Origin of the sequence: Phycicoccus sonneratiae, from assembly GCF_016887965.1 — a bacterium.
GTDB lineage: Bacteria > Actinomycetota > Actinomycetes > Actinomycetales > Dermatophilaceae > Phycicoccus > Phycicoccus sonneratiae.
Genome location: NZ_JAFDVD010000011.1, coordinates 1 through 12,527, shown reverse-complemented (window position 1 = coordinate 12,527; position 12,527 = coordinate 1). Strand labels below are relative to the sequence as shown.

The window sequence follows — 12,527 nt, the reverse complement described above, 5'->3', positions numbered from 1 at the left end:
CGGAGCGGGAGGAGCGGGGTATGGGGACATCGGCACCGGGACGCCGTGAGGTCGTGCGCGCCGGGTCGGTCGGGATCGCGCTCGGCGCCCTGGGGCTCGGTGCGGCACCGGCGGCCGCGGCCGGGGTGGACACCCCCGCCCAGCTCACCGCGGCCCTCGACCGGTACATGGCGACCCGCGCAGGCAACGCCGGACTCATGGTGCGCGACAACCGCACCGGTCGCTACTTCGCCTGGCGTCCGCCGTTGAACCGGCACACGCACAGCACCATCAAGGTGCTCGTCCTCATCACGACGCTGAAGATCATGCAGGACCGTGGGCAGGGGCTCACGAGCAGCCAGAAGTCGCTCGCCTCGCGGATGATCCGGAGCTCGGACAACGACGCCACCGACGCGCTCGTGCGGTTCGCGACCCTGCGCCGGCTGCGCATCGTCGCCGACCAGATCGGGTTGCGGGAGACGACGGTCCACGGCAGCACGGTCTTCCGCGCGCCGACCTGGTGGGGGCACTCGACGTCGTCGCCACGCGACCTCGTGCAGACGATGAACCAGCTCGTCCTCGGCACCTACCTGACGTCCGACCGCCGGGCCTACGCCCGGTCGCTCATGGCGTCGGTCACCCCCAGCCAGACGTGGGGACTGGGCGACGGGCTGCCGTCCTCGGTGCACGTCGAGCTGAAGAACGGCTGGGGTCCCCGCTCCGACGGCTACCGGCTCAACGGCGTCGGCCACGTGTCGGGGCAGGGTCGCAGCTTCCAGCTGGCCTTCATGTCGCGGTCGCACAACGGGTACGGGTACGGCCAGGAGACAGTGAACCGGTTGTGCCGCATCGTGTTCGACGCACTCGACCAGCCGCTGGCCTGACCGCCGGCGGGGAGGCCGGCCGCCAGTGCCGGCCCCGGACCCTTGCCGTCCCGACGGCGGCTCCCTAGTCTGGTCGCGGCCTGACGCGGAGGTCCCATGCTGCTCCTCATGGTCGTCGCCGCCATCGTCGCGGTGACCCAGCTGACGGTGCTCGGGTCCCCGGCGCGCTCCGTCCGCTGGAGCACCGTGGTGCAGGCCCTCGCCGTCGGGGCGCTCGTGTGCGGGGTGGGGGCGGCCGTCCTCCAGTGGGGCTGGACGCGAGCCGTGGGTGCGCTCGGGGTCGCCACCGTGGCCGACGTGCAGCGGTTCGCCGCCTGGACCGTCGACCCGGTCATCGAGGAGGTCGCCAAGGTCCTGCCGCTCCTCTGGCTCGCGTGGCGCAGGCCCCGGGCGTACCGCCAGCTCGGGTACGTCGACCACCTGCTGCTCGGTGCTGCGTTGGGCATGGGGTTCGAGCTGCTCGAGGCGGTCCTGCGCTTCTCGCGGCTCGGGCTCGCCGCGACGCACGTCCACGGCGGCTACCTCGTCTCGGCCGGCCTCGGGGGGACGGTCACCGTTCCCTCGCTCTGGACCTCCGGGACGTCGTGGCTCCCGGTGCCGGCGGCGTACAGCGAGCTCTTCGCCTCCGCCGGCGACACCCCGCAGCACCTCGTCTGGACGGCCTTCGCGGCCCTCGGCATCGCGTGGTTCGGGCGGCGCCGCGACGCGCTGCGCCTGCTCGGCCTGCTGCCCACGCTCGGCGTCGCCCTCGACCACGCCAACTACAACGCCCGGCTCGAGCTGCCGCCGCACGCTGACGGGGTCCTCAGCGACCTGCTCGCCTGGTTCGGCGACCACCTGCACCTCCTCCTCGTCCCGGCCCTGCTCGTCGCGGTGGTGCTCGACCGCCTGGCCCTGGCCCGCGGGCGCCGGGAGCGTCCGGACGTCCTCCTCGCGGGGGAGCGGACCATGGGCCTCGACGCCGGCCGGCTCGCCCGCCTCGTCACGCTGGCGCCACCCTGGAGCACCCTGGTCACCTGGCAGTTCGTCCTCAGCCGGCGCGCGGCCCTGCGGGCGCTGGCCGCGGGTACCCCGGAGCCGGGGCTCGCGGACGGCATCGCACCGGTGGCCCGGGCCCTGGAGGCGCCGGGCGCCACGGCAGCGTGGCAGGGGGCGGGGCGGCGGCTGCTCGGCGGGCTCGACCTGTCGGCGCTGCGGTCCTGGCGGCTCGTCCTCTGGGCGCTGGCCCTCGTGCCGGCCGTGCTCTACCTCGTCCTCGGTGCCTTCCCGTTCACGGCGTCGGTCCAGCGCGCCCTGACGAGCACGGTCGGGCTGTGGCTGCTCGCGGCTGGTGTGCTCGCGGGCGGCCTGCTCACTGCCTCCCAGCTGCGGGGGCTCTGGACCTCGACCCGCGCGGTACCGCAACCGAGCCTCCACGAGGTCGCACTGCGGAGGGACGCCCGCTTCGCGACCGCGCTGTCGTCCCTGGGCGTCGCGGTGCTGATGCTCGCGCTGACCGTCGTCGAGCGTGACCCGAACGGCCGGGTGGCGCCGACCTTCCACGTGCTCGACGCCCTGTCGACGCTCCTGCTCGTTGCCGGGCTGGCCCTCGTCCTCATGTCCTTCGTGATGTTCCCGCCGTCCCTGCTCTTCGCGGTCGGTGCCGGTGGGCTGCTGGTCCCGGTGCTCGAGGTGTCGTCGGCCTTCGTCCTCACCCTGACGACCGGGGCGATCCTCGCCGAGTCCGGCGTCCTCATGAACCAGGCGAACGACGGTGGCGGGGGCGGTGGTCGTGGCTCGGGCGGGGACCCCCCGCCGCGGTACACCGACAACACGAGCCGGACCCGGACCTACGGGAAGAGCGTGGCGGACATCAAGGGCCAGGCGAACCGGTGGGCGGCCCGGATGCGGGCCCGGGGGTTCGACGCCGACGTGCCGCCGGTGCGCTACGGCAAGTACGGCTGGGCGGACGTCACCGTCCGCGCGGTCAAGGGTGGACGCGAGCTCATCCGCCACTTCATCTACAAGGGCCCCTAGGCTGCCGGACGGGAGGAGGACACCATGTGGATCGACGACACCGGCGCCGCGCACACGGTCTGGGTCCCGCCGGCGGACCTGCTCGGCGAGGAGGCCGTGGCCGCGCTCGCGGCGCTGCCCGAGGACGTCCGGGCCGCGACGGTTGCCGACCTCGACGCGCACTTCGACGCGGTGTTCGAGGCCGCGGCGGCGGCGGCCCCGACCGGTCCGGCGGACCTCGGCGACCCGGCCGACCTCGACGACGCCCCGTCCGCCCCCGGGCTGGCGCCCCGGGCGGGCGAGTCGCTGACCGCGACCGTCCTCGCCTTCCTCGACACCGTCCCGGCGCGGTGGCGGGTCGAGGTCCTCGAGGCCGTCAGCGAGGTGCTGGCCCCGGAGTGAGCCGAGCCGCTCAGTCCTCGACCCAGTCGAGGGTCCGCTCGACGGCCTTCTTCCACCCGGCGTAGCCGTCGCGCCGCTGGTCCTCGGACCACGTCGGCTCCCACCGCTCGTCCTCGGCCCAGTTGGCGCGCAGCTCGTCGGTGCCCGACCAGAAGCCGGTCGCGAGCCCGGCCGCGTAGGCGGCGCCGAGCGCGGTGGTCTCGGCGACGACCGGACGCGACACCGGCACGCCGAGGACGTCGGCCTGCAGCTGCATGCAGAGGCGGTTGGACGTGACCCCGCCGTCGACCTTGAGGCAGGTCATCTCGACGCCGGAGTCGGCCTCCATCGCCTCCGCGACGTCGCGGGACTGGTAGCAGATGGCCTCGAGGGTGGCCCGGGCGAGGTGCGCGTTGGTGTTGAAGCGGGAGAGGCCGACGATGGCGCCGCGGGCGTCGCTGCGCCAGTAGGGGGCGAACAGGCCGCTGAACGCGGGGACGAAGTAGACGCCCCCGGTGTCCTCGACCTGCGCCGCGAGCCGTTCGACCTCGCTCGCTCCGCTGATGATGCCGAGCTGGTCGCGCAGCCACTGGACGGCGCTGCCGGTGACCGCGATCGAACCCTCGAGGGCGTACACCGGCTTGGCGTCGCCGAGCTGGTAGGCCACGGTCGTCAGGAGGCCGTTCTTGCTGCGGACGAGCTCCTCGCCGGTGTTGAGCAGGAGGAAGTTGCCTGTGCCGTAGGTGTTCTTGGCCTCTCCGGGCTCGAAGCAGACCTGGCCCACGGTGGCCGCCTGCTGGTCGCCGAGGACGCCGGCGATGGGGACACGGGTGGAGCCCCGGACCCCGCTCGTCGTGCCGTAGGCCTCGGCATGGCTGCTCGGGTGGATGGTCGGCAGCATCGCCCGCGGGATGCCGAAGAAGCCGAGCAGCTCGTCGTCCCAGTCGAGCGTCGTGAGGTCCATGAGCATCGTGCGGCTCGCGTTGGTGACGTCGGTGACGTGCCGGCCGCCGTCCGGGCCGCCGGTGAGGTTCCAGACCACCCAGGTGTCCGGGGTGCCGAAGAGCGCGTCGCCGCGCTCGGCCGCGTCGCGCAGGCCGTCGACGTTCTCGAGCATCCACTGGACCTTGCCGGCGCTGAAGTACGTGGCGGGCGGGAGTCCGGCCTTGCGCCGGACGACGTCGCCGCGGCCGTCGGCGTCGAGGGCCCTGGCGATGGACGCGGTGCGCGTGTCCTGCCAGACGATGGCGTTGTGCAGCGGCCGGCCGGTGCGGCGGTCCCAGACGACCGCGGTCTCGCGCTGGTTGGTGATGCCGATGGCGGCGAGGTCGGAGGTCGCGAGGCCGGCGCCGGTGAGGGCCGAGCCGATGACGGTCTGGGTGCGGTCCCAGATCTCCAGCGGGTTGTGCTCGACCCACCCGGCGCGGGGGAGGAGCTGCTCGTGCTCGAGCTGGTGGCGAGCCACCTCGCGTCCGTCGTGGTCGAAGACCATGAACCGGGTGCTCGTCGTGCCCTGGTCGACCGCGCCGATGAAGTCCGCCATGCCCCGACCCTAGGACTCCGGCTGCCTGCGCCGCACCGCCGCCCGCCGACGGGGTTGTCGGCGCGGGACGGGGTTGTCTGCGCGTCCGCCGCCGACAACCCCGTCCTGGCCCGCGCCTGTGGAGAACCTCACGGCCGGCCGGCCCGACTCCGCGACGATCACCCGATGGACGGTCGGCTGACGGCATTCGCGCTCGGGCGCGGCGCGGTGTTCACGAGTGGCGAGGCCGGCGTCCTCGGCGTCGACGAGACGACCCTGCGTCGCGGTCGCCGGTCGGGCGAGCTCGTGCGCGTGCGTCGGGACGCCTACGTGCTCGGGGAGGCGTGGGATGCCGCCGGGCCCGAGGAGCGGCTCGCGCTGCGGACCCGGGCGGTCCTCCGGACGCGGCGCGGCGACGTCGCATCGCACCGGTCGGCGCCGGCGCTCCACGGACTCCCGCTCGTCGGCGTGCCGCTCGACGTCGTCGACGTGCTCGCCGACGTCGAGCGCACCCGGACCGCGGGTGGCCTGCGGATGCACCCGCGCGCGACCGCCGACCACGTGGTGGCCGACGGCTACCGGTGCGTGCCGCTGGCCGTCGCGCTCGCACAGGTCACGCTGCGCTCCGGGGTCCGGGCCGCGCTCGTCCCGGTGGACGCGGCGCTGCACGAGGGCCGCGTGTCGCGCGAGGAGGTGGGCGAGGTGCTCCTGGGCCTGGCGCGTCGGCCGATGCAGCAGCAGCGGGCGCAGTCGGTCCTCGCGCGGTGCAGCGCCTTGTCGGAGTCGCCTGGCGAGAGCCTGACCCGCCTGTTCCTCGTCGACGCCGGCTTCGAGGTCCGGGCGCAGGTGCCGATCGCGGACGAGGTGGGGCTCGTCGCCCGCGTCGACCTGCTCGTCGGAGAGCGGGTCGTCGTCGAGTTCGACGTCGCCGTCAAGTACGCGGGCGCGGACGGTCGCGGCGCGCTGGTCGCCGAGAAGCGCCGTGAGGATCGGTTGCGGGCGCTCGGCTACGTCGTCGTCCGGGTCACCTGGGCCGACCTCGACCACCCGGAGCGCGTCGTGGTGCGCATCCGCCGGGCGATGGCGGGGTTGTCGGCACCGGGCGGGGTCGTGTCCGCGTCCTGAGCCGACAACCCCGTCCGGCCCGCGCGGGTGTGGGGAAGGGCACGCAGCCGGGGGCTGCCACGGCCGGACGCCGCACGGGAGGATGGCCGGACCCACGACCGGAGGAGACGACGTGCAGTTCGGCCGCAGCTACGAGGAGTTCGAGGTCGGTGCCACCTACAAGCACTGGCCCGGCAAGACGGTCACCGAGTACGACGACCACCTGTTCTGCCTCCTGACGATGAACCACCACCCGCTGCACCTCGACTCCCACTACGCCGAGGAGACGACGCAGTTCGGGAAGAACGTCGTCGTCGGCAACTACGTGTACTCGATCCTCCTCGGGATGAGCGTCCCGGACGTCAGCGGCAAGGCGATCGCCAACCTCGAGATCGAGAGCCTGCGCCACGTCGCGCCGACCTTCCACGGCGACACCCTCTACGGCGAGACGACCGTGCTCGACAAGTGGGAGAGCACGAGCAAGGACGACCGCGGCGTCGTCCACGTCGAGACGATCGGCTACAACCAGGACGGCACGGTCGTCTGCATCTTCCGCCGCAAGGTCATGGTGCCCAAGGAGAACTACCTCGAGGCCCGTGGCGGCGAGCAGCCCGGCCGCCCCGCGCCGCAGCCGGACCGGAACTGGGCTGGTCCGGCGGCCACCACGCAGGACTGACGTCCCGCGACCGTCTCATCCGCTCGGCGTCCAGTCCCGTGCCGCACCGTCGACGGTCCAGCGCACCCGCGCCACCGCCGGGACGGCCGAGTCCGGCCCCTCGACCACGGCCACCACCGCCAGGCCCGCCCCGTCGAACAGCGGTGCGGTGTCGCTCGAGCGCAGGGTGGCACCCGGGGCGGCCTCGACGAGGACGTCCTGCGCGTCGATCGGCAGCACGAGGGCGGTCGTCGTGACGGTCGGCCTGCCGTCCTGCTTCACGGCCGTCGTGACGTGCGGGGGATCGCCGGCCGGCGTCGAGGACAACGGCGACCGGGCGCTGCCGTCCGCCGTGACCACGCCGACCTCGCCGCCCGCGGTGTCGAGGTACACCGTCCGGTCCCCGAGGCCGGCACTCGGCAGCTGGCGCCCACCCTCGTCGAAGACCCGTCCGCCACCGGCCCAGTCGAGCCCCGTGAGGTCGGCGTCCGCGGGTGACTTCTCCGAGTGGACGAGGAAGGCCTTCCACGTCGTCGTCGGGAGTGCGCCCTCCTCGGTGCTCACCCCGCCGAGGTCGCCCCCGGTGAAGCGGGGCATCAGCTGCTCGGCGTCGGCGGGGACGACCCCGACGGCGACGAAGGGGTCGTGCGAGACCGTGGCGTAGACGGCCGACGGCCGGTCGGCCGGCACCCGGCCGACGTCACCGAGGTCGGTGGCCGTCCCGGCTGCGGAGACCGAGGCGACGGTGACCCGGCCCGTCCTGCGCTCGAGGTGGACCGTGTAGACCGGGACCGCGCCCCCGTCGCCGGCCGGCAGGGAGACCGACACGACGTCGGGGGCGACCTGCGGGCCGCTGCTGCGCGTGGCCGGGATCTCGTCGGCGGCGCGGTTCGTCGTGCCGTCCAGCACGGCCCAGGAACCCGCGCCGAGGACGGTCACGGCGGCCAGCGTCCCGCCGACGGCGGCCATCCGCCGCCGCCGCACGATGCGCCGGCCGGTGCCGAGCACCTCCGCGGTGTCGATGTCGTGGAAGGCCGGGGCCTCGGCCTCGGTGGCGCCGAGCAGGCGAGCACGCAGCTCGTCCTCGAAGACGTCGTGGCTCATCGGGTACTCCCGTCGGTCGTGGCGAGCTGGGTGCGCAGGGCGGCGAGCCCGCGCGAGGCGGCGGACTTCACGGAGCCGAGCGAGATGTCGAGCAGGTCGGCGACGGCCTGCTCGCTGAGGTCGGTGTAGTAGCGCAGGACGACGACGCGCCGCTGCTGGTCCGGGAGGCCGGCGAGCAGCCGGACGACGAGGTCGCGGTCCTCGCTCGTGGACGACGGGGCGACGCCCGCCTCCGGCACCTCCCCGACGACCACCTCGCCGCGGCGGCGGCGCCAGGCATCGGTCCGCTCGTTGACGAGGATCTTGCGCGCGTACGCGAGCGCCCCCTCCGGACGCACCCGCGGCCAGACGACGTAGGTCTTGACGAGGGCGGCCTGCACGAGCTCGTGGGCCGCGTGGTGGTCGCCGGTGAGCAGCCAGGCCGTGCGCAGCAGCGACGGCGACGCCTGCTCGACGAAGGCCGTGAACGCGGCGTCGCGCTCGGCCCTCACCCGTGTGGTCATGGTCCCTCCAGGTGCTCGGTCACACCCTCTCTACGGGGGTACCCGGGGAAAGGTTGCCTCGGTCGGCCCCCTCTCCGCACGCCGGTAGCATCTGCGGGTGATCGACCTGCACGCCCACTCCACCGCGAGCGACGGCACGGAGTCCCCCGCGGACCTCGTCGCCTCCGCCGCCGCGGCGGGTCTGGGCGTCGTCGCGATCACCGACCACGACACGACGCTCGGCTGGGCCGAGGCCACCGAGGCGGCCCGGCGCGCGGGTGTCGCGCTCGTGCCGGGCATCGAGGTCTCCTGCGGGCGCCGCGGCCGCTCGCTCCACCTCCTCGCGTACCTGCCCGACCCGAGCCACCCGGACCTCGTCGCCGAGCTCGAGCAGGCCCGCGACAGCCGCGACTCCCGGCTCGACCGGATGGTGGGGAGGATGGCCGCCGCCGGCATCCCGGTCACGGTCGAGGCGGTCCGCGCCGAGGTCGACGAGGGGGCCACGCCCGGCCGGCCGCACATCGCCGACGCGCTCGTGCGGGCGGGCGTCGTGACGCACCGCGACGAGGCCTTCGCCCGCTGGCTGTCCGACGACAGCCCGTTCTACGTCTCCCACTACGCACCCGACCCCGTGCGCGCGGTCGAGGTCGTCCGCGCCGCCGGGGGAGTGCCCGTCGTCGCCCACCCGTCCTCGCGCACGCGCACCGGCACGGTGGGCGACGCGCTCATCGAGGAGCTGGCCGCCGCCGGGCTCGCCGGCCTCGAGGTGCACCACCGCGACCACGAGCCGCACGACGTCACGCACCTCACCGACCTCGCGGCCCGGCTCGGCCTGTTCGTCACGGGGTCGAGCGACTACCACGGCGAGGGCAAGCGGAACCGCTTGGGCGAGAACACGACCGACCCCGACGTGCTCGAACGCATCGAGGCCTCGGCCACGGGCGCGGAGGTGGTCCGGGCGTGAGCTGGTTCGACCTCTCCGCGTTCACGACGACGTTCGTCACGCTCGTCGTCATCCTCGACCCGCCCGGGGCGATCCCGATCTTCCTGGCCCTCACCGGTCCGCTGACGCCGAAGCAGAAGGTGGCGGCAGCCCGCCGGGCGAGCCTCGTCGCGCTCGGGGTCATCGCGTCGTTCGCGGTCTTCGGCCAGCGCATCCTCGACTACCTGCACATCTCGCTGCCGGCCCTCCAGGCGTCCGGCGGGCTGCTGCTGCTCATCGTCGCGCTCCAGCTGCTCACCGGCGCCGAGTCCGAGCAGCACGCCGACGCCGGAGTGAACGTGGCCCTCGTCCCGCTCGGGACGCCGCTCCTCGCCGGGCCCGGTGCCATCGTCGCGACGATGCTCGCCGTGCAGGGCGCCGACGGGTCCGGCGGCCTGCTCGCCGTCGGGCTGGCCCTCGTCGCGGCGCTGTTCCTCGTCTTCCTCGTCTTCCGGTTCGCGCTCCCGCTGGCGCGGCTCCTCAAGGACAGCGGCATCGTCCTGCTCACCCGGATCGCCGGCCTGCTGCTCTCGGCGATCGCCGTGCAGATGGTCGCCGACGCCGTCACCGCCTTCGTCCGCGGGGCGGGCGCGAGCGGCTGACGCCGGGCGCGCGGCCGCCTCAGGGCAGGGTCAGCTCGAAGGCCGCGCCCGTGCCGGTGTCGAGGAGGCGCAGGTCGCCGCCGTGCGCCCGGGCCAGCCCGCGCGCGATCGGCAGCCCGAGGCCGGCACCGCCGCGGTCGCGCGAGCGGGCGGCGTCCAGGCGGACGAGCCGCTCGAAGATGCGCTCGCGGTCCGCGGCGGGCACGCCCGGGCCGTCGTCGGCGACGACCACCCGCCCGCCCGGTCCGACCTCGAGGCGCACGCGCCCGTCCGGCCCGGTGGCGCGGCGGGCGTTGTCGACGAGGTTGGTCAGCACCTGGGTCACGCGGTCGGCGTCGGCCTCGACGACCGACGGCCCGTGCGCGGACCCCACGCTGACCGCCGCGCCCGGGCGCCGGGTGGCCGTGGCCGCGACGTCCTCGGCGAGGAGGCGCAGGTCGACCGGCCCGCGCTCGAGCTCGACCCCGCGGTCGATGCGGGCCATGAGCAGCAGGTCGTCGGCGAGCCGGCCGGCACGCTGCGACTCGCGCACCACCCCGGCGAGGAGCCGCTCCCGCTCCTCGCGGCCGGGGTGCCCGAGCAGCAGCGCCTCGGCCGAGGCCTGCACGCCGGCGAGCGGGGTCCGCAGCTCGTGGGCCGCCTCGAGGACGAAGTCGCGGACCCGGGCCTCGGCGGCGCGGGCCCGGCCCTCCGCACCCTCGACGGCGTCGAGCATGTCGTCGAAGGCGCCGGCCATCCGTCCGAGCTCGGTGTCGGGGGGATCGGGTCGCAGCCGCCGCCCGCGGTCGCCGGCGGCGATGGAGCGGGCCGTCGTCGTCATCGTGTCGAGCGGTCGCAGGAGGCGGCCGGTGAGGAGGCCGACGAGCAGCGCCGCGAGGACGAGGACGCCGAGGGAGGACAGCGCCAGGACGACCCGCACCTGGGAGAGGGTCTGGCGCAGACCACCGGCGTCCGTCGTGAGCACCAGCTCGCCGACGGGCAGCCGGCGCTCGACGCTGTACACGTCGCCGCTGCGCCGGACCCGGTCGGGGGCGGCCGGCCCGGGCTTCGGGGCCGGGCCCCCGGGGGTGGCGGACGGCGACGGCGCGGCCGCCTGCGGGCCGGCCGTCAGGACCTCGCCGTCGCCCGTCGTCAGCCGCACCGACACGCCCTCGCCGCCGATGCGGTCGACGAGGTCCTGCGCCGACACCTGGTCGGCGAGGGCCTGGGCGACCGCCACCCGGTCGAGGAGCCGCTGCTCGAGCTGGCCCTCGGTGCGTGAGCGCAGCACCCGGTCGACGGTGACCGACAGGACGAGGAGCAGGGCGACGAGCAGCACCATCACCGCGGCCGTCACCCGCCAGCGCAGCGACCCGGTGCGCAGGCGCCCGGGTTCCCCGGGGCTCACGCGCGCACCACGTAGCCGATGCCGCGCACGGTGTGGACGAGGCGACCACCGTGCGCCTCGAGCTTCTTCCGTAGCGCCGAGACGTGGACCTGCACGAGGTTCTCGGCGACGTCCTCGTAGCCCCAGACCTGGGTGAGGATCTGGGTCGTCGACATCGTCCGGCCGCGGTTCTCGACGAGGAAGCCGAGGAGCCGCAGCTCGGTGGCGGTCAGCTCGACCCGGTGCCCCGCCCGGGTGACGACGGCGGCGTCGAGGTCGACGACGAGGTCACCGACCTCGACGGTCGACGGGACCCTCCCGAGCCGGCGCAGCAGCGCCCGCAGCCGGGCGAGGAGCTCGGCCATCGCGAAGGGCTTGGTCACGTAGTCGTCGACGCCGGAGTCGAACCCGCGCAGCCGCGACGACACCTCGTCGCGGGCGGTGAGCATGACGACCCCGACGTCGCCGAAGCGGCGCACCACCCGGGCGAGGGTCGGGCCGTCGCGGCCGGGGAGCATCCAGTCGAGGACGACGAGGTCGGGGCGGAAGACCTCGAGGTGGTCCTCGAGGGCGTCGCCGTCGCGCCGGGCGGCGACCTCGTACCCCTCGTCGCGCAGCGCCACGGCGACGGCCTCGCGGATGGCGTCGTCGTCCTCGACGAGGAGGATGCGGGCGGGGGCCATGGGTCCAGTCTGGGTCGCCGACCTCAAGGTTTCCTCAAAGGATGCGCACCGGCCGCCGGCTTGAGGCTGGCTTGAGGATGGGTCCGCAGGCTCGGTCCCGACGGCCCGCCACCGGGGTGGGCCCGGCACCGAGGAGTCCCCGTGGACGACAACCTGTACCGCAACCAGCCCGGCCCCGACCCGCAGCACCCCGACGGCCGCCGCTGGGACACGCACGAGATGGCCGCCCTCCCGTCCTCGGCCACCCCGGTGGCGGAGCGACCGGTGGGGCGCACCCGCACCCGGTTCACCGTCGCCGCCGGGGTGGCCGCCGCCGCCCTCCTCGGCGGCGGGATGTGGATGGGCGCCGCGTACGCCGACGGCCCGTCGACCCCGACCGGCTCGAGCGCTCCCTCGGTCACCGTGCCGTCGGGTGACGGCTCCGGGGCGACGGACGGGGCGACCACGGCTCCCTCCGACGGCGGGTCGGGGACGAGCCCGACGACCGGGTGCGGGTGTGCCGCACCGGCGCCGCCCGCGGGTGGACCGGCCGCCACCCCGCCGAAGGCGGGCGAGGCGCCCACCCCGCCCAAGGCCGGCGAGGCGCCGACCCCGCCCAAGGCCGGCGACGCGCCGACCGCGCCGAAGGCCGGCGAGGCCCCCGCGGCCCCGGCACCGCCGGCCGGTGGCGCGGACTGCTCGCCCGCCCCGGCCCCGTCGGCGTCCTCGACCCCGTCGGGCAGCTGACCGGCGTGCGGGCCCGGCGGCCGCCCCGCCCCCCCCCGGCCCGGCACCCGCCCGGGGGGGGG

Annotated in this window: 13 protein-coding genes; 8 read left to right on the top strand and 5 right to left on the bottom strand. The window is 75.2% G+C overall.

The genetic code is table 11. From position 1 onward, the window contains the following. The first annotated feature begins 20 nt into the window (after nt 1-20). The 3 genes from JQN70_RS10385 to JQN70_RS10375 all read left to right on the top strand — a co-directional run bounded on the left by JQN70_RS10385 (nt 21) and on the right by JQN70_RS10375 (nt 3,260). Nucleotides 21-863 carry a serine hydrolase gene (locus JQN70_RS10385; protein ID WP_204131273.1) on the top strand — a complete coding sequence of 281 codons (843 nt, stop codon included), beginning with the start codon at nt 21-23 and terminating at the stop codon, nt 861-863. Nucleotides 864-959: 96 nt separating this feature from the next. Next, the gene (locus tag JQN70_RS10380; RefSeq protein ID WP_204131272.1) at nt 960-2,879 is read left to right on the top strand and encodes a PrsW family glutamic-type intramembrane protease; all 1,920 of its coding nucleotides are present in this window, start codon (nt 960-962) and stop codon (nt 2,877-2,879) included. Nucleotides 2,880-2,903: 24 nt separating this feature from the next. Continuing rightward, nucleotides 2,904-3,260 carry a hypothetical protein gene (locus JQN70_RS10375; RefSeq protein ID WP_204131271.1) on the top strand — a complete coding sequence of 119 codons (357 nt, stop codon included), beginning with the start codon at nt 2,904-2,906 and terminating at the stop codon, nt 3,258-3,260. Between the two features lie 10 nt (nt 3,261-3,270). On the opposite strand, the gene glpK is transcribed toward JQN70_RS10375, so the two are convergent. Then, a complete protein-coding gene (glpK, locus tag JQN70_RS10370) occupies nt 3,271-4,782 on the bottom strand; it encodes a glycerol kinase GlpK (RefSeq protein ID WP_204131270.1) in 1,512 nt (503 codons plus the stop codon). Between the two features lie 165 nt (nt 4,783-4,947). Between glpK and JQN70_RS10365 the strand changes: the two genes are divergently transcribed. Both JQN70_RS10365 and JQN70_RS10360 read left to right on the top strand, forming a co-directional pair. Continuing rightward, nucleotides 4,948-5,886 (top strand): type IV toxin-antitoxin system AbiEi family antitoxin domain-containing protein, encoded by a 939-nt coding sequence (locus JQN70_RS10365; RefSeq protein WP_204131269.1) that lies wholly within the window; start codon nt 4,948-4,950, stop codon nt 5,884-5,886. 112 nt (nt 5,887-5,998) lie between these two features. Next, a complete protein-coding gene (locus tag JQN70_RS10360) occupies nt 5,999-6,541 on the top strand; it encodes a MaoC family dehydratase (protein ID WP_204131268.1) in 543 nt (180 codons plus the stop codon). Between the two features lie 15 nt (nt 6,542-6,556). Here the strand turns inward: JQN70_RS10360 and JQN70_RS10355 are convergent, their stop codons facing one another. Together JQN70_RS10355 and JQN70_RS10350 are read right to left on the bottom strand one after the other, a co-directional pair. Then, the gene (locus JQN70_RS10355) at nt 6,557-7,624 is read right to left on the bottom strand and encodes a hypothetical protein (protein WP_204131267.1); all 1,068 of its coding nucleotides are present in this window, start codon (nt 7,622-7,624) and stop codon (nt 6,557-6,559) included. Continuing rightward, the gene (locus JQN70_RS10350; RefSeq protein WP_204131266.1) at nt 7,621-8,127 is read right to left on the bottom strand and encodes a SigE family RNA polymerase sigma factor; all 507 of its coding nucleotides are present in this window, start codon (nt 8,125-8,127) and stop codon (nt 7,621-7,623) included. The genes JQN70_RS10355 and JQN70_RS10350 overlap by 4 nt, the downstream gene beginning before the upstream one ends. A 97-nt stretch (nt 8,128-8,224) precedes the next feature. Here JQN70_RS10350 and JQN70_RS10345 point away from each other — a divergent pair, with 97 nt between their 5' ends. Both JQN70_RS10345 and JQN70_RS10340 read left to right on the top strand, forming a co-directional pair. After that, nucleotides 8,225-9,070 (top strand): PHP domain-containing protein, encoded by an 846-nt coding sequence (locus JQN70_RS10345; RefSeq protein ID WP_204131265.1) that lies wholly within the window; start codon nt 8,225-8,227, stop codon nt 9,068-9,070. Further along, nucleotides 9,067-9,690 (top strand): MarC family protein, encoded by a 624-nt coding sequence (locus JQN70_RS10340; RefSeq protein WP_204131264.1) that lies wholly within the window; start codon nt 9,067-9,069, stop codon nt 9,688-9,690. The genes JQN70_RS10345 and JQN70_RS10340 overlap by 4 nt, the downstream gene beginning before the upstream one ends. 19 nt (nt 9,691-9,709) lie before the next feature. Here JQN70_RS10340 and JQN70_RS10335 read toward each other — a convergent pair whose 3' ends face one another. Beyond that, nucleotides 9,710-11,077: a HAMP domain-containing sensor histidine kinase gene (locus JQN70_RS10335; protein WP_307835915.1), complete on the bottom strand. Its 1,368-nt coding sequence runs from the start codon at nt 11,075-11,077 to the stop codon at nt 9,710-9,712. Then, entirely contained in the window at nt 11,074-11,739 is a 666-nt protein-coding gene (locus tag JQN70_RS10330; protein WP_204131263.1) for a response regulator transcription factor, read from the bottom strand. The genes JQN70_RS10335 and JQN70_RS10330 overlap by 4 nt, the downstream gene beginning before the upstream one ends. 141 nt (nt 11,740-11,880) lie before the next feature. Here JQN70_RS10330 and JQN70_RS10325 point away from each other — a divergent pair, with 141 nt between their 5' ends. Next, on the top strand, nt 11,881-12,465 hold the full coding sequence (locus JQN70_RS10325) for a hypothetical protein (protein WP_204131262.1): 585 nt from the start codon (nt 11,881-11,883) through the stop codon (nt 12,463-12,465). The last annotated feature ends 62 nt before the right edge of the window (nt 12,466-12,527 follow it).